Origin of the sequence: Neisseria arctica (assembly GCF_022870905.1) — a bacterium.
In the GTDB taxonomy this organism is placed as follows: Bacteria; Pseudomonadota; Gammaproteobacteria; order Burkholderiales; family Neisseriaceae; genus Neisseria; species Neisseria arctica.
On record NZ_CP091510.1, the window covers coordinates 1,082,966 to 1,104,837 of the forward strand.

At 46.4% G+C, this 21,872-nt stretch carries 19 protein-coding genes; 9 read left to right on the top strand and 10 right to left on the bottom strand.

From position 1 onward, the window contains the following. Positions 1-113 precede the first annotated feature (113 nt). On the bottom strand, positions 114-740 hold the full coding sequence (locus tag LVJ86_RS04905; RefSeq protein WP_047761304.1) for a LysE/ArgO family amino acid transporter: 627 nt from the start codon (positions 738-740) through the stop codon (positions 114-116). Between the two features lie 108 nt (positions 741-848). Here LVJ86_RS04905 and LVJ86_RS04910 point away from each other — a divergent pair, with 108 nt between their 5' ends. Continuing rightward, on the top strand, positions 849-1,727 hold the full coding sequence (locus LVJ86_RS04910) for a LysR family transcriptional regulator ArgP (RefSeq protein ID WP_047761305.1): 879 nt from the start codon (positions 849-851) through the stop codon (positions 1,725-1,727). A gap of 246 nt (positions 1,728-1,973) precedes the next feature. On the opposite strand, the gene bamJ is transcribed toward LVJ86_RS04910, so the two are convergent. The 3 genes from bamJ to LVJ86_RS04925 all read right to left on the bottom strand — a co-directional run bounded on the left by bamJ (position 1,974) and on the right by LVJ86_RS04925 (position 5,793). After that, a complete protein-coding gene (gene bamJ, locus LVJ86_RS04915) occupies positions 1,974-2,735 on the bottom strand; it encodes a BamJ family beta-barrel-assembly machinery protein (RefSeq protein WP_047761306.1) in 762 nt (253 codons plus the stop codon). 132 nt (positions 2,736-2,867) lie between these two features. Continuing rightward, complete coding sequence (locus tag LVJ86_RS04920) at positions 2,868-4,328, bottom strand: S41 family peptidase (RefSeq protein ID WP_047761307.1); 1,461 nt, start codon at positions 4,326-4,328, stop codon at positions 2,868-2,870. Positions 4,329-4,464: 136 nt separating this feature from the next. Beyond that, on the bottom strand, positions 4,465-5,793 hold the full coding sequence (locus tag LVJ86_RS04925) for a murein hydrolase activator EnvC family protein (RefSeq protein WP_047761308.1): 1,329 nt from the start codon (positions 5,791-5,793) through the stop codon (positions 4,465-4,467). Between the two features lie 320 nt (positions 5,794-6,113). On the opposite strand from LVJ86_RS04925, the gene LVJ86_RS04930 reads away from it, so the two are divergent. The 3 genes from LVJ86_RS04930 (at position 6,114) to LVJ86_RS04940 (ending at position 7,833) form a co-directional block, all read left to right on the top strand. Next, entirely contained in the window at positions 6,114-6,662 is a 549-nt protein-coding gene (locus tag LVJ86_RS04930; protein WP_047761309.1) for a YqgE/AlgH family protein, read from the top strand. After that, positions 6,655-7,116: a Holliday junction resolvase RuvX gene (ruvX, locus tag LVJ86_RS04935; RefSeq protein ID WP_047761310.1), complete on the top strand. Its 462-nt coding sequence runs from the start codon at positions 6,655-6,657 to the stop codon at positions 7,114-7,116. Before LVJ86_RS04930 ends, ruvX begins: the two co-directional genes overlap by 8 nt. 279 nt (positions 7,117-7,395) lie before the next feature. After that, positions 7,396-7,833 carry a GyrI-like domain-containing protein gene (locus tag LVJ86_RS04940; protein ID WP_047761311.1) on the top strand — a complete coding sequence of 146 codons (438 nt, stop codon included), beginning with the start codon at positions 7,396-7,398 and terminating at the stop codon, positions 7,831-7,833. 609 nt (positions 7,834-8,442) lie between these two features. Here LVJ86_RS04940 and LVJ86_RS04945 read toward each other — a convergent pair. After that, positions 8,443-8,811, bottom strand: a complete 369-nt coding sequence (locus LVJ86_RS04945) for an Mth938-like domain-containing protein (protein ID WP_047761312.1) — start codon at positions 8,809-8,811, stop codon at positions 8,443-8,445. 116 nt (positions 8,812-8,927) lie between these two features. On the opposite strand from LVJ86_RS04945, the gene LVJ86_RS04950 reads away from it, so the two are divergent. From LVJ86_RS04950 to LVJ86_RS04970, 5 genes are all read left to right on the top strand, one after another. Continuing rightward, positions 8,928-10,250 (top strand): homoserine dehydrogenase, encoded by a 1,323-nt coding sequence (locus tag LVJ86_RS04950; protein ID WP_047761313.1) that lies wholly within the window; start codon positions 8,928-8,930, stop codon positions 10,248-10,250. Continuing rightward, positions 10,231-10,668, top strand: coding sequence for a hypothetical protein (locus LVJ86_RS04955; RefSeq protein ID WP_047761314.1), 438 nt, complete (start codon positions 10,231-10,233; stop codon positions 10,666-10,668). Before LVJ86_RS04950 ends, LVJ86_RS04955 begins: the two co-directional genes overlap by 20 nt. A 371-nt stretch (positions 10,669-11,039) precedes the next feature. Next, complete coding sequence (gene gshB, locus LVJ86_RS04960) at positions 11,040-11,999, top strand: glutathione synthase (RefSeq protein ID WP_047761315.1); 960 nt, start codon at positions 11,040-11,042, stop codon at positions 11,997-11,999. 92 nt (positions 12,000-12,091) lie between these two features. Next, the gene (locus tag LVJ86_RS04965; RefSeq protein WP_047761316.1) at positions 12,092-12,496 is read left to right on the top strand and encodes a diacylglycerol kinase; all 405 of its coding nucleotides are present in this window, start codon (positions 12,092-12,094) and stop codon (positions 12,494-12,496) included. Between the two features lie 96 nt (positions 12,497-12,592). Beyond that, the gene (locus LVJ86_RS04970; RefSeq protein WP_047761317.1) at positions 12,593-13,060 is read left to right on the top strand and encodes a copper chaperone PCu(A)C; all 468 of its coding nucleotides are present in this window, start codon (positions 12,593-12,595) and stop codon (positions 13,058-13,060) included. 100 nt (positions 13,061-13,160) lie between these two features. On the opposite strand, the gene LVJ86_RS04975 is transcribed toward LVJ86_RS04970, so the two are convergent. The 5 genes from LVJ86_RS04975 to LVJ86_RS04995 form a co-directional block, all read right to left on the bottom strand. After that, a complete protein-coding gene (locus LVJ86_RS04975; RefSeq protein ID WP_047761318.1) occupies positions 13,161-13,445 on the bottom strand; it encodes a helix-turn-helix domain-containing protein in 285 nt (94 codons plus the stop codon). Between the two features lie 188 nt (positions 13,446-13,633). Continuing rightward, on the bottom strand, positions 13,634-15,109 hold the full coding sequence (trpE, locus tag LVJ86_RS04980) for an anthranilate synthase component I (protein WP_047761319.1): 1,476 nt from the start codon (positions 15,107-15,109) through the stop codon (positions 13,634-13,636). A 126-nt stretch (positions 15,110-15,235) separates the two neighbouring features. Then, positions 15,236-16,282, bottom strand: a complete 1,047-nt coding sequence (gene recA / locus LVJ86_RS04985) for a recombinase RecA (protein WP_047761320.1) — start codon at positions 16,280-16,282, stop codon at positions 15,236-15,238. Positions 16,283-16,637: 355 nt separating this feature from the next. Beyond that, positions 16,638-20,027 carry a transcription-repair coupling factor gene (mfd, locus tag LVJ86_RS04990; RefSeq protein WP_047761321.1) on the bottom strand — a complete coding sequence of 1,130 codons (3,390 nt, stop codon included), beginning with the start codon at positions 20,025-20,027 and terminating at the stop codon, positions 16,638-16,640. Between the two features lie 326 nt (positions 20,028-20,353). Continuing rightward, on the bottom strand, positions 20,354-21,751 hold the full coding sequence (locus tag LVJ86_RS04995) for a coniferyl aldehyde dehydrogenase (protein WP_053008344.1): 1,398 nt from the start codon (positions 21,749-21,751) through the stop codon (positions 20,354-20,356). Between the last annotated feature and the right edge of the window lie 121 nt (positions 21,752-21,872).

Sequence of the window (21,872 nt, forward strand, 5' to 3'; positions counted from 1 at the left end):
GAGATTGCGTAATAATTGAAAGAAGTGAAGTTTGCAAGGGTTTGCCACATTGAATGGGCCGTCTGAAAGGCATCTAAATTGCAACTGTTTTTCAGACGGCATGAGATATTTTTCTACAACCAGTTTGCCCAAAGAGGGTACAGCAGGCCGTAGGCCAGATAAAACATCATTACGGCAATCAGGCTATCGAGAATCCGCCATACTCTTTCGCGCTTGAACAATGGTTGCAGCAGGCGGCTGCCATAACCTATGCTGATGAACCAAATGCCCGATGCTAAAACGGCGCCGATAAAAAAAGCAGTTTTATCTGAGTGGCTTAAGTTTGCAGCACTTCCTCCGATTAATACGACTGTATCTACATAGGCATGCGGATTCAGCAGAGTGAGTGCCAGAGCAGTTGCCGCAGTGCGTAATGCGGAAACTTCGTTGGCAGACGCAAAAGCCGCGGTCAGTTTGTTTCCGCCACGCAATGCCCGTTTGACGCTCAGTAAACCGTAGGCCAGTAGAAAGAGCCCGCCTGCCAAAGAAAGCCAGTTACCGGCGACGGAGTTGCCCGAAAGCAATAAGGCCAGCCCGAATACGCCGGCACCGATCAGAATAACGTCACATAGCCAACAGAGGATAACCACCACTCCGATATGTTGTCTGAGAAGCCCTTGTTTCAAAACAAAAGCATTTTGTGCCCCAATGGCGACAATCAGGCCGCCTGAAATCAGAAAACCGTTGAAAAAAGCGTTCATGATAAGATTTTGATGTATGGATGGGGCGCATTGTGTGGTATATAGCCGCTTTTCGCTACAAAATACATTATTTTTCAGGCTGCCTGAAAAATATTCAGGATTAAAAATATGAATTGGGATTTTAAACAATGGTCGGCATTATCGGCGGCGGCAGATTGCGGAAGCTTCGAACAGGCTGCCGGTATCTTGGGGATTACAGCCTCGGCGGTTTCCAAGCGTATCCGTGAATTGGAAGAAGCTGTCGGAGCTGTATTGCTTACCCGCAGCCGCCCGTGCAGGCCGACGTCGGAAGGGCGGCGGCTATTGCGTTATTGGCGGCAGATTCAAGGGTTGCAGCAGTCTTTAGAAAGCGAATTACAGGCGAGGCCGGCTGTATTGTCGTTGGCGGTGAATCATGATTCGCTGGATACCTGGCTGCTGCCAGTGTTGGCGGAAACAATCGGGCGGGAAAATATGTTGCTCGATATCCAGGCAGACGATCAAGACTACACCTTGCAGCTTTTGGCTGAGGGGCGCGTAACGGCGGCTGTTAGCAGCTCCTCCGAGCCGATAAAGGGATGCGAAGCGCATTTAATCGGAGCATTGCGTTACCGCTTGACGGCCTCTCCCGATTTTGTTGAAAAATGGTTTTCAGACGGCCTCACTATTAAGGCTTGCAAGAAAGCTCCTTTATTGATGTTTAACCGAAAAGACGATTTACAAAACAGCTTTTTACATCAGCATTTCGGTATAGATGCCGCAATATGTCCCGTTCATTATATTCCCGCCTCTTATGCGTTTACCCAAGCGGTTTATCTTGGACTGGGCTATGGTATGCTGATGGATGTGCAGATTGCAGAGGCTATCGGGCAAGGACATTTAATCGACTTGTGTCCGGGAGCTTATTTGGATGTTCCGCTTTATTGGCATTGTTGGCAAATGCAGCCGCCGCAATTGGCCCGCCTGCCCCAATTAATACGTGAAGCAGCAGCGGTATATTTGGTTTAGGCATTTGGATATCGCAAAACTAAACCGGCTGATTGGATTGAAACCATGTCTGGTTTTCAGACGGCCTCGTTCATAAACCATATAAGCGAAAGAATTTATACAGATTGTTTATAGGGGATGGCTGTTTTAAACATTGCACGGAATGCGTAGAGGAGCATTTAGAGATAAAAAATCTTTTTCTTTGGTATTTTAAGAATAAAACCGCCTGAAACAGCCAGGCGGTTTTATTTAAATAAAGGATACAGATTATTTGTCCGCACCCACTTTAACGAGTTTTACATCAAACACCAAAGTGCTGTTCGGGCCGATTTTGTCGCCCATAGCTTGCTCGCCGTAAGCCAGTTTGGCAGGAATAAAGAACGTATATTCGGCACCTTCTTTCATCAACTGTACGCCTTCAGTCCAGCCCGGAATCACTTGGTTCAGCGGGAAAGTAACGGGTTTGTCGCCGTGTTGTTTGCTGCTGTCGAATACCGTACCGTCAATTAAACGGCCTTCGTATTCAACACTTACAGTATCGGTTGCTTTAGGTTGGGCTCCGTTACCTTCGGTTTTTACGATATATTGCAAGCCTGAGGCAGTAGTTTTTACACCCGGTTTAGTTGCATTTTCTTTCAGGAAGGCTTCGCCTTTGGTTAAATTGGTTTTGGCATCTTCAGCTTGCTTGGCTTGAGCTTTTTGTTGCTGTTCGGCCAGGAATGTCATCATTACTTCTTGTGCTTGTGCTTCGCTCATTTTCGGCTCTTTACCATCGATCATGGTTTGGATGGCTTCGTTAAAGAGCTTGAGATCTACTTCGCTACCTTGATCTTTCATTTGTTTCAGAGTGCGACCGATATCGATACCCATTGCGTAACTGGCTTGTTGGATAGGCGTACCCAAAGATGAACCTGCAGCTTGGGTGCTTGATGCCGCACTACCTGTCGCAGCTTGGTTTTCTTGTTTGCAGGCTGTTAGCGAAAGGGTGGCGGCAATAATGGCGGCACTGATTTTTAGGGTTTTATTCATATGATTACTTCCTGAAATTTAAAAATGCAAAGAATAATTATAGGCGAAATTTACGTTAATATGGATTAAGGCCGTCTGAAAAATGAAAAGGTATTTCAATTTCAGACGGCCTTTCAGAGGGTGGTTTACTGCTTATTTTTCTTTATCTTCGGTTTCTTTTTTCGGAGCCGGTTTTTTAGCTGCTAACCCTAAAGACTTCTGCCATTGGGCAGGTGATTTAACCAATTCTAATGCTTTACGCAGTTGGTCGTCTTTAGCAGGATTAGGAATACGGCGGGAGCCGATATCCTCTTCTTTGTCGTTTTTCGCAGATGAGGCGGCCTCTTCTACGGGCGTGCTGTGCTCTAAAGTACGGCCGCTGACTTCATTGCCGCCCAAAGGGTTGCCGATATGGCCGACCAAATCTGCTTCGCGACTCTCGTAAGTACGCTTTTTATCCACCACTTCTACATCAGGCACGATACCTTGGGCTTGGATGGAGCGGTCGTTCGGCGTGTAGTAAAGCGCGGTAGTCAGCTTAACCGCACTGCCGTTAGATAGGGGAAGAACGGTTTGTACCGAACCTTTGCCGAAGCTTTGCGTACCCACGATAACGGCACGTTTATGGTCTTGCAGTGCACCGGCCACGATTTCGGAAGCCGAAGCCGATCCGGAGTTAATCAATACGGTGAGCGGAATAGATTTTAATTCGGCAGGCAAGCCGGCTAAAGGATCTTTGCCTGAAGCCAGCATGTAATCTTCAGGATTTGCTTTTAATTTCATGCCGTCTTTACCGTTGCGGCCTTTGGTGCTGACTACCGCCGCATCTGCGGGAAGGAAGGCGGCGGATACGCCGACTGCTCCGTTGAGCAGACCGCCCGGGTCGTCACGCAAGTCTAAGACCAAACCTTTTAACGGTCCGCCGTTTTGTTTTACCAGTGCTTTGGCGGATTCGTTTAATGCCGGCACGGTACGCTCTTGGAACTGGCTGATTCGGATATAGCCGTAGCCCGGCTCCAGTAAGTGGTGGCGGACACTTTTTACTTTAATAATCGCGCGGGAGAGCTTAACAACGATGGGTTGCGGAGCATCTTTGCGGGAAATGGTCAAGGTGATGGAAGTGCCGGGTTTGCCGCGCATTTGTTTAACAGCTTCGCTGACTGTCATACCACGTGTGGAAGTATCGTTGATTTTAACAATCAAATCTCCGCTTTTGAGGCCGGCACGCTCAGCAGGAGTGTCTTCAATAGGAGCAACAATTTTGATAAAGCCGTCTTCCGCGCCAACTTCCATACCAAGACCGCCGAATTCACCACTGGTGGATTCTTTCAAATCAGCATAGTCTTTTAAGGTCATATATTCGGAATGAGGGTCTAATCCTGCCACCATTCCCTTCATAGCGCCTTCGAGTAACTCAGCGTCTGTTTTGTCCTGATAATAATTGGCTTTAATCTGGCCGTATACTTCGGCCATGGTACGGATGGATTGAACCGGCAAAGCTTCTTTATTTTTATCGGCATTGGCGGCATAACTTTGTATGCTGAGGCTCAGAATCACGCCGCTAAAAGCACCGAAAGTGTAGAGGGCGGCTTTTTTTAAAGTAGATTTTCCCATTGGTTTGATACTTTCCTTTTATTTCGGAGAAGGATTCGGAGGGCCCGATACTCAAATTGTATGAACTTTATTTGAATTGACGGTAATCGGCAACTTTATAGAGGGTAAAAAAACGCTAACTGTCCACTTACCGATATTATCTGACCCAAGACAACGGGTTCATGGCTTGTTGGCGGTGGCGTATTTCAAAATATAGCCCCTGTTCACCGCTCGGTAGCGTACCGCTGGTACCGATACGGCTGCCGGCAGAAATACGGCTACCGTTGCCGACGGCTATATTGCTAAGGCCTGAATAAACACTCAGATAGCTGTCGCCGTGATCGATAATGACGATATTGCCGTATCCGCTGAGCGAGCCTGCATAAGCAACCGTGCCTGAAGCGATGCTTTGCACCGGCGCAGGGGCAGTTGCAAAAAATACGCCGCGCCAATTACCGCCGCTGGGGCGAGCCTGGCCGAACCGGCCGCTGATACTACCGCCTACAGGGCGGCGCAGGCGCCCCTGCATGGTGCTGAAACCGCCTGATACGGTTTGTACTTCAGCCGGCGCTTGTAATGCGCGGTCTTCCGCGGTGAGGGTTGATTGGGGAATAGGGCGTGAAGTGGTTGGAACTGTTTTTTTATCGTTATTTTTAGAGTTTGATTGCGCGGTTGCGCGGCCTTTTTTCGCTGCTTCCACCCGCGCTTTATTCGCAGCGGCGATACGCGCTTCGGCAGATTTTTTACGCGCAGCAGCTTCTTGACGGCGCTTTTCGGCATTACGGCGGGCGATATCGGCTAAAAGATTGTTTAGCTTTTGTTCGTCCGCACGCAATTTTGCAATACGTTGGGTTTGGCTGTCTATTTGGGCCGAAAGTCGGCGGCTTTCTTGTTGGGCACTGGAATTATTGCGGTTGAGTTTGCCTAGTGCTGCCTGTTTTTGCGCTTTTAGTTTGTTTAGGCGGGCTACTTCGGCATCAATCGCCGCTTCTTGGCTGACCAAGGCTTGTTGTTGGCTAATCAAGTCATTGATAACTTTTTGGTTAGCTTCGTTAATATAGCGGGTGTATTGTAAATAGCGTGCTTTTTGACCGGGCTCGGCGTTTTTCAAAAACAGCACAACGGCATTGGGTTGGCGGTTTTTATAATGTCCCGCAAGCAGGCGGGATACTTGTGCTTTCGCACCGCTTACTTCTATTTTCAGACGGCCTAATTCGTTTTGCAGCGCTTGCAGCTTTTCCCAGGCGGCACGTTGCTTTTTATTGATTTCATTTAATTCCTGTTGTGCTTTGCTAAGGGCGGCACGGCTTTTTTCCAAGGCTTGTTGGGCGCTTTTTTGTGCCGCTTGTTTTTCACGCAAATCTGCTTGTGCCGCACTGATGGCTTTTTGGATTTCCTGCAAATCTCCGGCCGTTGATTCGGGAGCGGCCGATACGGGCAGGGACAAGCCGATTAGCACGGCAAGCAATAAAGGTTTTAACAACATAAATCAGGCAGCGTGAATAAAAGTAAAAACGGTTTGATTATACTGATTTACCTGAAAATCTGAAAGCATGGGGTGCAAAAGCCGCTTGTATTCTTTTTATAACCGATAAAATGGCAGGTAATGAATCGGAAGTTACCAAACAAATGTTCCGGAAAAATGTGATGAGGCCGTGGAATGGTTTTAAATTGCTAAGAGGAATGTATACCGTGTCAGCGTGAAATTTTCAGACGGCATTTTAGAGAAGGGCTGTTGGCAGTTACTCTTGCAAAAGCAGTATTCTGCCTCTATATTTCGGCGCAAATATAGGAAAATAACGCATTATGAATTTATCTGATCATTTTCTGATAGCCATGCCCTCTATGGAGGATCCTTTCTTTGAAAACAGCGTTGTGTACATCTGCCAACACGACGAACAAGGTGCGATGGGCATGATTATCAACAAACCTTCACCGGTAACTATGGATTTGGTGTTTGCAGCATCTGAACATGAGGTACCGGACCGCTTCAAGCATGAATGGGTGATGATGGGCGGGCCTGTGCAGCTTGACAGGGGATTTGTCGTACATACGCCTGTCGGTTCATGGCAAAGCAGTTTGCAGGTTAACGAGAATGTGGCCATGACTACGTCACGAGATATTATTGAAAACCTTGCCAAACCGGAGGCGGTTGAGCGTGCGGTGGTAAGCATAGGCTATTCCAGCTGGAGCAAAGGTCAGTTGGAGCGCGAGTTGGCGGAAAATGCCTGGCTGACGGTACCTGCCGACAGGCGTATCCTTTTTGAACTGCCTTATAACCAACGTTATGATGCGGCGTTGGCCAAACTGGGGATAAGTACTACGGTATTAATGAGCGGAGCCGGGCATGCTTAGTGCGAAAAAAGGAACGACTTTGGCATTTGATTTCGGCGAGGCCCGTATCGGTGTGGCAGAGGGAGACGCAGAAGTGGGGATCGTTCATCCTTTGGTTACCGTTAGCGGCGACAGTAATGCGGCCAAGTTTGATGAAATTGCCCGTTTGATTAAAGAATGGCAACCGGTTCAATTGGTAGTAGGACTGCCGACACACAGTGATGGCACCGAGCATGAATTGACACGCTTAAGCCGTAAATTCGGACATCGTCTACATGGTCGTTTCAAGCTGCCTGTATATTGGGTAGATGAGAGGATGAGCTCTCTTTATGCTGAGAGCCTGTTGGCGGAAGCCCAAGTATTTGGCCGCAAACAGAAAGCTGTATTGGATCAGGTGGCCGCCCAGGCGATATTGCAAGGCTTTTTTGAAGGTGGCGCCATTGAATACTTTAATGGTGCGGAACCGGAGGAGTAAGTTTGAGAGAAAGTGCGATTGAGGCAGGCTTGAAGGAAACAGGATTTGGCTGAAATCTTACTATTTATCTTTTACCCGAATGGTTTGAATTTTAAAGTAAAAGCCGTTTGAAATTTATTTTCAGACGGCTTTTACTTTTTATAAAATTTAACTGTTGAATCGTTATATTTAGCTGTTTTCACAGTGCATTTAGCTCTTTTCCATTCAATCAACTATAATAAGTTTACATCATAGACAATGGTGATTTTTTAATTTAAAGCCACTTTAGGAAACACAATTATGAACATCATTGGTATTGCCATACGCACGACTAATCAAAATAAACAGGCCGAGCAAGATATGACCGCGCTTTGGCAACAGTTTTTTGCGGAACACATTTTGGAAAAAATTCCCAATAAGTTAAACACACATATTGTTTCTATTTATACAGATTACAAAAGTGATTACACGGGTGCTTATACAGCAATTTTAGGCGCAGAAGTCAACAGCCTGGACACCATTCCTGAAGGTATGGTTGGGCGCACATTTCCCGAACAAAAATTTCAAACTTTTCTTGCCAAAGGATGTATGCCCGGTGCAGTTGTAACAACTTGGCAAAGTATTTGGCAGCAAGATGAACAATTAAATCGTGCCTATACTTATGATTATGAACTGTATACTGAACGAGCACAAAACGGTGAACAATCAGAAGTACCTATTATGATTGCAATCAAATAGGTTGGCATTGATTTGCATGATTGTCCAATACGATGCCGGTAAGTATATTTTAATGGCGAAGTTTTAGGTAGCACTGATAAAAATATATATCTGATTAATATACTGGGCTTAAGTAGCGTAATTATTAATAAAACTTAACGGCCGGAAGCAGTTTGCGCGGGGCGGTATTGCTCCGGTTTAGGATTGGTTTTGAAAGCACGCTTGGCGGCTTGGAAAATACTTTGTCGTCTACGATGTTGCATCATTATGCTCCTTTCATTGTCATTGTTTTACCTGTGCGCTCTTAGGCTGCAAATTGTCAGGCTGTCTTATCGGAGAAGTTGGGTTTTGATTTGATAAGACAGCATTTGTATTGATATGTTCCTTATGGTATTTAAAATCAACAAATATCAACGTATTGATTACATAAAAATTATAAATTGTGCATATGACTATATGATGAAAGCGGCAAATGATTTGAAAAATGTTTGGATAGAGGAAATAAGCTTGTGAAGGCTAAACCACAAATTGAAAGGCCGTCTGAAATAATTGTTTCAGACGGCCTCAAGTTAAATACGGTATTGGTTATTCTTTAAGTGTAGCTTGCAATAAACCAAACCAAATCGCCTTTTAAGGCCATAACCATGCCCATACGCGCCGCCCTTCGCTTTGTAAAATCATAATGGTGCGACAGGCTGCTGCGGTCGACATGCTTTCCAAGCCAACTCCTTTAGCTGCTAATGCGGCATTGATTTTAGGATGCAGAAATAGCTGTTTCTCTCCTGTACCGACAATCACCACTTCGGGTAGGGGTGTTGACACATGGTTTAAAAAATCGTTTTCGGTGAGGTCGGCCGGTTGGCGGTTTTCTAAAATTTGTACGCCGTTTTCGGTAAGAATGACGGCTTCGGTATAAACATGGCCGTTTACTTCCAAATGGCCGGAACTATGGGCGGTAATATTATACCCGCCGCTTTGGCGGTTTTCTTCGATCAGCATGGCGGTAGTCCGTAAAATCAGGTGCAAAAACAGATAAATTCGGGTAGGATAAAGCCCTTTTATTTTAGAGCAATAATACGTATCCATACTAACACACAACGGCTTAAGGAGACACGATGAAGCCTATCAATATCGGTATTTTGGGTTTGGGAACAGTCGGCAGCGGCGCTGTCGGCGTTTTGCGCAATAATGCAGCAGAAATCAGCCGCCGTTTGGGCCGTGATGTGAATGTATTGATGGTAGCTACGCGCAGCGAAGAAAAAGCCCGTGCGGTGTGTACGCCTGAAACAAAGGTGACGGCAGACCCTTTTGATGTGATTAAACACCCTGAAATCGATATTGTGGTGGAGTTGTTCGGCGGAACCGATATTGCCAAAGATTTAGTATTGCAAGCGATTGAAAACGGCAAACACGTTGTGACAGCCAATAAAAAGCTTTTGGCCGAGTACGGTAATGAAATTTTTGCTTTGGCCGAACAGAAAAACGTGATGGTGAACTTTGAAGCCGCCGTGGCAGGCGGTATTCCGATTATTAAAGCTTTACGTGAAGGTTTGTCGGCTAATAACATCCGAACGATTGCAGGTATCATCAACGGTACAAGCAATTTTATTCTCAGCGAAATGCGCGAAAAAGGCAGCGATTTTGCCGATGTATTGAAACAGGCTCAAGCGCTGGGTTATGCCGAAGCTGATCCTACTTTTGATATTGAGGGACATGACGCAGGTCATAAAATTACCATCATGAGCGCATTGGCTTTCGGCACGCCGGTCAATTTCAATGCTTGCTATCTGGAAGGTATCAGCAAACTGGATAGCCGTGATATCAAATATGCCGAAGAGTTGGGTTATCGTGTGAAGCTGTTGGGTATTACCCGTAAAAGTGAAAAAGGTATTGAATTGCGGGTACATCCGACCTTAATCCCCGAATCCCGTCTTTTAGCCAATGTAAACGGCGTAATGAATGCCGTGCGCGTAGATGCCGACATGGTTGGCGAAACTCTGTATTATGGTCCGGGCGCAGGTTCATTACCGACAGCCAGCGCCGTTGTGGCGGATATTATTGATATCAGTCGTTTGATTACCGCCGATTCGGGTAACCGCGTACCGCACTTGGCCTTCCAAGCCAGCGAAGTGAAAGCACAAAGAATGCTGGATATGGATGAAATCATCAGCAGCTATTACTTGCGTGTTGAAGCAGACGATAAACCAGGTGTGCTAGGACAAATTGCTAATTTGTTGGCAAAAGAAAACGTATCCATCGAAGCATTGATTCAAAAAGGTGTTATCGATAAAACCAATGCCGAAATCGTTATCTTGACCCACAGCACCATTGAAAAACAAATTAAAAACGCCATTGCCGAAATCGAGGCTTTGGACAGTGTAAATACGCCCGTTGTAATGATCCGCATGGAGAGCTTACATGACAAACGAGGCGAATAATTCCAAAAATACCGAAAATACCGAAGAGCAGCGCCGTAAGGCTAAAGCTAAAATCCGTACCATACGCATTTGGTTTTGGGTAATACTCGGCTTGCTTGCAGGTACGTTTTTCTTATCACAATGTGCTATGTCCAAGCCGCGTGCCAAGCAAGCGATTTACGAATCGTGTGTAAAAAATATTCCATTTTCCGAAAAGTGGCAGGCTGATTTGAAACAACATGGGCTTGCCGATGAAAAAGGCCGTTTAGTTACCCAATATTGTGCCTGTATGTGGGATGAACCACTGGATAAGCTGACTGAAAAGCAGTTGCGATCGTTTGGTAAGATCAGCCCGCAAGAGCAGTTGGAGTTATTGGGCGGAGCTTCTGCTTTTGAAGCACGAGACCGCCAGTGTATTGCAGGTTTGGGTACTGAATAAACATACGATTATATAAAATGCCGTCTGAAAAATCGGTTCAGACGGCATTTTTTATGTTTTGCCAAGTTATGAGGTTGTTTAAGCATGATTTAAGGTGTCGAAATTAAAATTTGAGTCATGGATTTGCTATAAATTACATAGGGTAAAATGATATTTCGAAAACGGATATTTTACTGCTATGTAGTTTAATAGGTTGGCTCAAATAAATGGGTATAGAAAATTCTTTTTTATTACATGATATTGCTGCCTTAATTAATAATAAATGATATCTATTGATGTATATATGGCAATTTACGGGTGGATAAACAGTGTATTTATTTCGCTTTGAAAGCGGAGTATGATAATACGATTAATTACTCGGGAAGTGCGCTATGAAAGTATTGTTTATTGCCGATCCGATGGCCGGTTTCAAAACCTATAAAGATACTACTTACGCCATGATGCGTGAAATGGCTAAGCGGGAATGGCAGCTTTACCATACCCTCAGTAGCGAATTATCAATACACAACGGTATTGTGAAGGCTCGGGCGGCTTCCTTTGAGTTTATCGGTGCCCAAAATGATCACGACAAAGCTTGGTTTTTAACAGAAGAGGTGCAAGAAAGCGCATTAAAAGATTTTGATGCGGTGATTATGCGTACCGACCCTCCTTTTGATATGCAGTATCTTTATAGTACGCAGCTGCTTACACTTGCAGAGGCACAAGGAGCAAAGGTTTTTAATAGCGGCCAGGCGATGCGCGATTTCAATGAGAAATTGGCTATTTTAAATTTCAGCCGTTTTACTGCTCCTACGCTAGTTACCACACGTAGTGCGGATGTGCGTGCTTTTCTAGCCGAACACGGTGATATTATCGTAAAACCTTTAGATGGTATGGGCGGTATGGGTATTTTCAGGCTTACACAGGCTGATCCCAATATCGGCAGTATTTTGGAAACACTAATGCAGCTGGATAGCCGTACCATTATGGCACAACGTTATATCCCTGAAATTGTACACGGAGATAAGAGGATTTTAGTAATTAACGGCGAAGTCGTTCCGTTTGCATTGGCACGGATTCCGCAAAACGGTGAAACACGCGGTAATTTGGCTGCCGGAGGGCGCGGTGTGGCACAAAAACTCAGTGATCAGGATAAGGAAATTGCCGAAACACTGGCTCCGGAACTAAAACGGCGCGGAATTTTATTGGCCGGATTGGATGTTATCGGCAATAATCTAACTGAGGTGAATGTAACTAGCCCGACGGGTTTCCAAGAAATTATGAAGCAGAAAGATTTCGATGTAGCCGCAATGTTCGCCGATGCAGTAGAATCGGCATCCAAAACCGTGTAGGCCGTCTGAAAACAGTTTTCTCATTATAATTATTTTATCTGTCGCTTTTCTTATAAATAAAGAAGCAATAGTTACAGAAGAAAGCAGGAATTATGTCTGAACAAGATTATGCCGAACAGCTGAAAGGTAAGCGAGGTTTCCGCCGTATTGTGAATGCCGCAGGCTATTCTCGAGACGGTTTGACTGCTGCTTACCGTTATGAAAGTGCCTTCCGTCAGTTGGTGTGGCTAAACGGTATATTGATTATTTTGGCTTTTATATTGGATTTCGGCCCGGCCAGCCGTATGATTTTAGTCGGTGCATCCTTTTTGTCGTTGATTGTCGAGCTTTTGAATACTGCTATTGAGGCGGCTGTCGACCATACGTCTACAGCAAAGAATGAATTGGCTAAACGCGCCAAAGATGCCGGATCTGCCGCACAAATGTTGAGCATGACGTTAATGGCTATTTTATGGCTGATGGCTTTATGGCGGGAATACGGTTTTAATATTTTTTAAACCTTTTAGGCTGCAAGATTTTATAAAAGTAGTTACAATGCTTTTTTAGTATATGTCCGTAAAGGGCAATGGTAAGTAACCCGAAAGGAAACCACCATGAAAAAATTATTAGCGGCATTGGCTTTAGCCGGCATGTTTCAAACAACCTCTGCAGCGGGCATCGAAATCGATGATGCTTGGGCACGCACTACCGTACAAGGTATGAGTATGGGAGGTGTATTTATGGATATTGAAAACGATGGTAAAACTGATGATGTGTTAACTGGTGGCAGTACCCCCGTAGCTGAAAAAGTAGAGATACATACCCATGTAAACGATAACGGTGTTATGCGTATGCGTGAAGTTGAGGGTGGTTTGGCTTTGCCTAAAGGCGGTGAAGTGAAATTAAAACCGGGTGGCTATCATGTTATGTTGATGGGGCTTAAGGCACCTTTACAGGCAGGGCAAAAGTTTCCGCTTACTTTGAACTTTAAAAATGCCAAATCGCAAACTGTAACGGTAGAAGTAAAAAATCCGGCTGCGAGCCAAAATACCCAGAAGCAACATGGGGCACATCATCATTGATATCATCTTTTAGAGATAAGTAAATATAAAAACATGCCGTCTGAAAATTTTCAGACGGCATGTTTTTATATGGTTTGAAGTAGCTCGGCATTTATACTTATCAAATATTCTGACTCATCATTGCCAAGCGTGCTTGGGGCGGCAGTAGCAATTCATATGCGGGGATTCCTAAGGCATTTGCCATTTTCTCTATATTCGATAAGGCAATATTCCAACGTTTGCGTTCTATTGCCGAAACATAAGTCCGATCAAGCCCGCATTGTCTGGCCAGCTCTTCTTGTGACCATCCTTTATTTACACGAAATAAACGCATATTGTAGGCTAAAACAGCGCGTAAGTCGTTTTCATCGGGTAGCTCGGCAGGGATTGTCAGTTTGTTGGCCATAGTAGTTTAATTTCTATATGTATTGTTTGCTTTAACGGATTTTACTTCACATATAGGCAAATGAGAAGTGCGATTTGAATGAAAATTTGTTCTAAGAAAGTAAGGGAAGTATAAACATGCAAACGATAACAAGGCCGCCTGAAGTTTTTCAGACGGCCTTGATGATTGATAAAAACAGCTTGCCTTGGTTATTTATCCAAACCGTTTTGCACCATTTGGGCCGCTCTCAAAACGGCACGGGCTTTATTTTGGGTTTCCTGCCATTCATCTTCTTCATCCGAATCAGCCACGATGCCGCCGCCACTTTGTACAAATAGGGTTTGATCTTTAATCACTGCCGTACGGATGGCGATGGCTAAATCCATATCATTGTTGAAGCTCCAGCAACCGACCGCCCCTCCGTAGATACAACGTTTGGCAGGCTCAAGCTCTTCGATGATTTCGAGGGCGCGTACTTTTGGGGCACCGGATAATGTACCGGCCGGAAAGGTTGCAGCCAAAACATCCATATTAGAAATGCCGGGCTTGAGTGTGCCTTCTACATTGGAAACAATGTGCATCACATGAGAATAACGCTCTACAACCATTTTTTCGGTTACGTTGACTTTACCGGTTTGGCTGACGCGTCCGACATCGTTACGCCCCAAATCAATCAGCATAACATGTTCGGCAATTTCTTTAGCATCACCGAGCAAATCTTGCTCTAATGCCGCATCCTCTGCGGGAGTTTTGCCGCGCAGGCGCGTACCGGCAATCGGACGGACAACAATTTGATCACGTTCACGTCTTACCAAAATTTCAGGAGAGGAGCCGACAATATGGAAATCACCGAAATCGTAATAAAACATATAGGGTGACGGATTGAGCGTACGCAGTGCGCGGTAAAGACTGAGGGGGTTATCAGTATATTTCAACTTCATTCGCTGGCTGGGTACGACTTGCATACAGTCGCCGTTTAAAATGTATTCGCGGATTTTACGAACATAGCTTTTGTATAATTCTTCGCCTGTTTCATGCTCCGGATTGGCGGCTGTGCTACCCAGAGAAAGAGGAATGGCACAGGTTTGCCGTAATTCAATACGCAGGCTTTCCAAGCGTTCGCGCGCTTTTTGATAACTTTCCTGTTGGGAAGGATCAGCATAAACAATCAGGTATATTTTCCCGCTTAGGTTATCGACAACAGCCAGCTCTTCGGAAAGCATCAGCAATATATCGGGCGTACCGATGGTGTCGAGTTTGTTATTTTGACGGAAACGATGGGCGAAGTGCTCGAAGTGGTAGATGGTTTCATAACCGAAATAGCCGACCAAACCGCCGGTAAAGCGCGGCAGCCCCGGAATCTCCGGTGTTTTAAAACGATTGTGAAAGGCTTCGATAAAGTGAAGAGGATTACCTTCGTAATGCTCAATTGCCTCACCGTCTTGATAAACTTCAACTTGTTTGCCGGAGGCTTTCAGGTAAGTACGGCAGGGCAAACCGATAAAAGAGTAGCGGCCGAAACGTTCGCCGCCTACGACAGATTCCAATAAGTAAGTGTAAGGGCGGTTGGCAAGTTTGAGGTAAAGTGAAAGCGGGGTATCAAGATCGGCCAAAAGCTCTTGTACCAGCGGAATACGGTTGTAACCGGCTTCGGCCTGTTGTTGGAACTGTTGCAGCGTAATCATGTTTCAAACAGCCTGATGTAATGTAAATTTATCTTGGCGAGTATAGCAGTTTTTAGATAAAAGTTGGAAAAAGGCCGTCTGAAAATCATGTTTCAGACGGCCTAGGGTAGTTAGGCAAATCTGATGTTATTCTTCGGGCATCTCGCCGTCTGTATCATCCAGCTTACCTTCCGTAATTTCCATATCAACGCCTACGGCAGAGCGGATTTTCGTATCAATTTCGTTGGCGATTTCAGGGTTTTCCTTCAACCAAATACGTACGTTATCTTTGCCTTGGCCTATTTTTTGGCCGTTGTAGCTATACCATGCGCCTGATTTTTCAATAATATTGTGTTTTACACCGATATCGATCAATTCACCTTCCCAGCTTACGCCTTCGCCATACAGAATATCGAATTCAGCTTGGCGGAAAGGGGGGGCGACTTTATTTTTGATAACTTTTACTTTGGTTTCGTTACCAATAACGTCTTCACCTTTTTTAATTTGGCCGGTACGGCGGATATCCAGGCGGACGGATGAATAGAATTTCAACGCATTACCGCCGGTAGTCGTTTCGGGGCTGCCGAACATTACGCCGATTTTCATACGGATTTGGTTGATGAAAACAACTAAGGTATTGGTTTTTTTGATATGACCGGTGAGCTTTCGCAAGGCTTGGCTCATCAACCGGGCTTGCAAGCCGACGTGGCTATCGCCCATTTCGCCTTCGATTTCTGCTTTGGGTACCAATGCGGCAACAGAATCGACCACAACCATATCCACACCACCGGAGCGAACCAGCATATCGCAGATTTCCAGCGCCTGCTCACCGGTATCAGGTTGGGATACGAGAAGGTCTTCTACTTTTACCCCGAGTTTTCGGGCATAAATCGGGTCGAATGCGTTTTCTGCGTCAATAAACGCACAGACGCCGCCGTTTTTTTGGCACTGTGCGATTGTTTCCAAGCAAAGAGTGGTTTTACCTGAAGATTCGGGGCCGTAAATTTCTACGATACGACCTCTGGGCAGGCCGCCTACGCCGAGAGCCAAATCCAATCCGAGCGAACCGGTGGAGATGACTTCGAGATTTTCATCTTTGTGGCTGCCGTCCATTTTCATAATGGAACCTTTGCCGAAGCTTTTTTCAATTTGTGCAAGGGCGGCGGCTAGTGCTTTACTTTTTTCGTCTGACATATTGGCTCTCGTTGGGGTTAAATATTTTCTTATTTATTATCTCATAAAATAAGAAAAAGTATACAAAAAATTTACTTTTGTTTTATTTTGATGAAATTTTTAAATCGCTTTGATTGCATATTATCCGCTTTAAAATAAAAAACAGCGATATTGTCAAGCCGCATATTTATATGCGACTGCATATCCAATGCTTGATTTTCTGCGTTCGGCCGATATTTGTAAAGTTGCTTTTCGGTCTTTATCCGCTTAAGCCGTCTGAAAAATTAACCGATTATTATGGGAAGTAATTTTTCAGACGGCTTACTATTTTAGGTAAGGCAAACTGCCTGTGTGATTGTACGGGGGATAATATGCTTTATTTTCCTTGCAGTTTCTTCAAAACGGTTTTTACGGTTTGGATGCGTGTATCAATATTGTCCATGACTGCTTCTACCCGTAGTTTGTCTTGCCCGGCAAGACGGTAGTTTTTATTGTTTTGGATCAGTAGGATGATTTCCGTAGGATCAATAGTGTGGTTTTTGCCGAAGGTGAGGGTTAAGGCATCGCTGTTTGCATCAATGGCATCAATACCGAGTGCTTTGGATTCGAGACGCAGGCGGTGGCTTTCGAGTAGGGTTTTAACCGGCTGCTCGGGGAGTCCGAAACGGTCGACAAGCTCTTCGTGTATGGTGTTGATACAGGCTTGGTTATCACAAGCAGCCAAGCGTTTGTAGAGTACGAGGCGTTCATGGATGTCCGGACAGTAGCTTTCGGGCAGTAGTGCGGGGCTATGCAGTTTGATGTCGGTGGTTACGCCGAGAGGAGCGTCCAAATCAGGTACGCGGCCTTTTCTAAGATCACGCACGGCTTGTTTGAGCATTTCGGTGTATAGGGTAAAGCCAACTTGCATCATTTCACCGCTTTGCCCTTCGCCGAGAATTTCGCCGGCACCCCTAATTTCGAGGTCTTGCATGGCTAGGGTAAATCCGGCTCCGAGTTCGTCGGCAGCAGCAATGGCATCTAAGCGTTTTTCGGCGTCTTTGGTGATGTATTCGGGTGTGAGCAGGTAGGCATAAGCCTGGTGATGGCTGCGTCCTACGCGTCCGCGTAATTGGTGTAGCTGTGCCAGGCCGAATTTGTCGGCGCGGTTAATAATGATGGTGTTGGCATTGGGTATGTCGATACCTGTTTCGATAATGGTGGAACAGAGCAGGATATTGAAACGTTGTTGCAGGAAGTCGCGCATGACTTGTTCCAGTTCGCGTTCCCTTAATTGTCCGTGAGCAACGCCGATGCGGGCTTCGGGTAGGAGTTCGGCGAGGCGCTCGTGCATGTTCTCTATGGTGTCGACTTCATTGTGCAAGAAGAAAACCTGTCCTCCGCGTTTGAGTTCGCGCAATACGGCTTCGCGTACGGTGGCCTCGCTGAAGGGTTTGACAAAGGTTTTGACGGCGAGGCGGCGGCTGGGTGCGGTGGTAATCAGGGAAAAGTCACGCAAGCCGTCCAAAGCCATACTGAGGGTGCGCGGAATCGGGGTGGCAGTTAGGGTAAGTATGTCGACATTGGCACGCAAGCGTTTGAGCTGTTCTTTTTGGCGGACGCCAAAACGGTGCTCTTCGTCAATAATAACCAAGCCCAGATTTTTAAATTCGATATCGGGCTGAACGAGTTTGTGGGTGCCGATAACGATGTCGACTGTTCCATCGGCCATGCCTTGCAAGGTTTCTTTGGTGGCTTTGCTTGTGTTGAAACGGGATAGTTGGGCGACTTTTACTGGAAAATCGGCAAAGCGGTCGGCAAAATTTTGCGCGTGTTGTTCGACGAGTAGCGTGGTGGGGGCGAGCACGGCCACTTGTTTCCCTCCCATCACGGCAACAAAAGCGGCGCGCAGTGCCACTTCGGTTTTACCAAAGCCGACATCTCCGCACACCAGCCTGTCCATCGGTTTGCCTTGGGTAAGGTCTTTCAATACGGCGGCGATGGCCGCGGCCTGGTCTTCGGTTTCTTCATAACCGAAGCCGTCTGCAAAGGCTTGGTAATCGACTTCATTCAGTTCGAATTTATGACCCTCTTGCGCGGCTCTTTGTGCATAAAGGTTGAGCAGTTCGGCCGCTGTATCGCGGGCTTTTTCGGCAGCTTTGCGTTTGGCTTTACTCCAACTGCCGCTGCCCAGTTTGTGCAGTTGTACGCTTTCGGCTGCATGTCCGGCATAACGGCTGATCAGATGAAGCTGGGATACGGGTACATACAATTGTGCTTCATCGGCATATTCCAGCAACATCATTTCACTGTTGCCTTCTCCCAAATCCATATTGACTAAGCCCATGTAGCGGCCAATGCCGTGATCTTCGTGTACAACGGGGTCGCCGATATTGATCTCGGCCAGGTCACGTAAAAGGCCGTCTGAAACGGCGGTGTGTTTTCGGCGCCGGTGATTGCTGCGCGCTACATATTGATATAGATCGGATTCGGTAATCACCGCTATCTTTTTATCGGGCAAACAGAAACCGAAAGACAGCGGGGCAACGGTGAGCATCAGTTTGGCGCTATCGGACAGAAAGCTTTGCCAATCGGCAATCGGTTTGATTTTCAGATTGTGCTGCTGCGTAAAACCAAGCATGGTTTCCCGTCGCCCAAGGCTTTCGGCACATAAGAGAATACGGCCGTCGAATCTGGCTTGAAAATCTTTTAAAGCTTCAAGAGGCATATCTGCCTGGCGGTTTACCGCGACGTTGGGCAGAGTATGGGTAGGGCTGTCGATATCGGGTTGGATTTGAGGGTAGGTTTTCAGACGGCTGGAAAACTCGTTATCACTGAGATACAAATGCCGTGGATGCAAAGGCGGATAGGTTTCGTCGCCTTGTGCCATGGTAAACCGTGTTTTTACATCTTTCCAAAACCGTGCGGCTGCCGCATGTACATCGCCGATACAAACAACAATGGCTTCTTCTCCCGCATAATCAAACAGGTTGGCACACTCTTGTTCGAAAAAAAGCGGCAGGTAGTATTCGACGCCCGCACCAAAATGGCCTTTGCTGACACTTTTATAAACCGCTGCTTCCGAAGGGTCGCCTTCGATTTCTTCGCGGAAACGGGTACGGAAGATTTTTTGTGCTTCGTGATCGGTGGGGAATTCGTGGGCGGGCAACAGGCGGATTTCGCTGACGGGGGCAATGGTGCGCTGGCTGTCGGGGTCGAAAGTTTTGATGCTGTCGATTTCATCATCAAACAAATCCAAGCGGTAGGGCATTTCGCTGCCCATTGGAAACAGGTCGACTATACCGCCGCGTACGGCAAATTCGCCGCTTGCAACCACATTGCTCACACTGTTGTAACCTGCTTCGACCAAATTTTCACGCAAGGCGTTGATATCGAGTGTTTGTCCGGTTTTCAGCCAAAAGGTGCGCGCGCTCATAAACGATGCGGGAGCAAGTTTCTGCATGGCGGTGGCAACCGGTACAAATAAAACATCGGCTTGACCGTTTTTCAACTGCCATAATGCCGCCAACCTTTCCGAAACCAAATCTTGGTGCGGTGAAAAGCGTTCGTAAGGAAGGGTTTCCCAGTCGGGTAAGAATACGCATATATCATGGGGTTTGAAGAAACGCCATGCCGCTTGGAGCCGCAAAGCCTGCTCCGTATCTTGGGTAAGAATGATTTTTAATGGTTTGGCCGGTAAGTTTTGTGTGAGATATAGGGGCAGGCTGCCGCGGGAAAGGCCGGGCCAGAAGGTTTTTTGTGCGGGAGCGGGAACGGTGTAATTCATAAAGTATCAGGGAAAGGCTTATGTAGATGCCGTTTGGATATATTTTTCAGACGGCATTGATTGCAATAAAGCGGTATTTTAACAGTTTTCTTTTGTATTGAATCCGTTGTCGGCATCGGGCAAAACAGACCGGGATAAATTGTTATCGGGCGCAAATCCTCCGGAGTTGAGATTTCGGAGGTACTTTTCATCAGACAATGCCGTAGAACCGATTTTTAGAAATAATCAAAATATATCCATAGAGATTGCGATGCCATCTGAAAATATTCGGAAAGCATTTTAATGTTTGGCGCAAGCTTGTGTCCGGCATATCTCTTAATGAGCAATCAGCTGCGTTTCAATATTTTCAACAGTATTTCCAGCCGTTTCCCGTAAGGCGGGGCAAGCCAAGAGGCAGTGTTGGCTTTGGCTTGGTAAAAAACAGGTTTGAGGTGTGAGAACGTATCAAAACCGGTTTGTCCATGATACGCGCCGATACCCGAAGCACCGATTCCGCCGAAGGGTAAGTTTTCTTGGGCGGCATGAAAAATCGTGTCATTCACAGAAACTCCGCCGGATACGCTTTGGCGTAATACGTTTTCGATTTCTCCCTTGTTTTGCCCGAAAACATACAGTGCCAAAGGCCGTGGGCGGGAACGGATATATGATAGCGCATGACTGGGTGTTTCATAAGCCACCAGCGGCAGTAGCGGGCCGAATATTTCCTCTTGCATGAGTGCGGTTGTATCGGGGGCATTTCTGATCAGATGCGGCGGCAGACAATTGCTGTTTGCGGATACAGGGCCTAATGCTTCGATTTTTGCTCTGGCGGTTTGGGCTTCGGCAAGCATGGCTTTCAGACGGCCGGTTTGTTTTTCATTGATGATGTGGGTGTAATCGGGATTGTTTTCATAATCGGGATAGTGCTTGCTTACCCATTGACGTGCCTGGAGTGTAAATTCGCCAACTAGGTTTTGTGGTAACAAAACGTAATCGGGAGCGATACAGGTTTGCCCGGCATTGAGTAGTTTTCCCGCCATAATGCGCGCGACAGCGTGAGGTAAGTCGGCATCGGGCAGCACCAATGCCGGTGATTTGCCGCCTAATTCGAGCGTAACCGGCGTGAGATTTTCAGCGGCGGCCTGCATAACTTTTCTGCCGATTTCTGTTGAGCCGGTAAATAGCAAATGATCGAAAGGCAGGGAACAAAACGCAGCGGCAGTGTCAGCCCCGCCGTTGATAACGGCAACTTCATCTTTTGCAAAATATTGCGGTACGGTTTCTGAAAGCCATTGGGCAAAAGCAGGAGCAAACTCGGATGTTTTGATCATAACGCGGTTGCCCGCCGCCAGTGCGCCGACCAATGGCCCGGTGGTGAGAAACAGCGGATAATTCCAAGGAGCGACTATGCCGATAATACCCAAAGGCTGTGGAATAATTCGGTTACGGGCAGGCCAAAACCACCAGTCTGTAGCAACTTTCCGCGGCTTCATCCAACGACGGCCGTGTTTGAGAGCGTGACGGATAGCAGCCAGAGTAGGAAAAACCTCCAATAGAGCGGTTTCGTGCCGGCTGCGGTTGCCGAAGTCTGTACAGATAACTTTAACCAACGCGGCTTCGTTGTCCCGCACCATGTGTTCCAGCCGTTGCAACCTTTGGGCACGCAAAGCCCAAGCTACATCGGTTTGCATCCGTGAGGCTTGGAAAATTTCGTTGAAGCGTTTTTGTAAATCGTTATTATTCATTTTATTTTATAAGGTTTGCGATACTTCAGACGGCCCGCAGTATCCAAACATCATTTCAGCTCCACCGTATCTATTATGGTTTGCGGCCTATTTTGATTTGGTATAAGCCGCTTATTGCGAA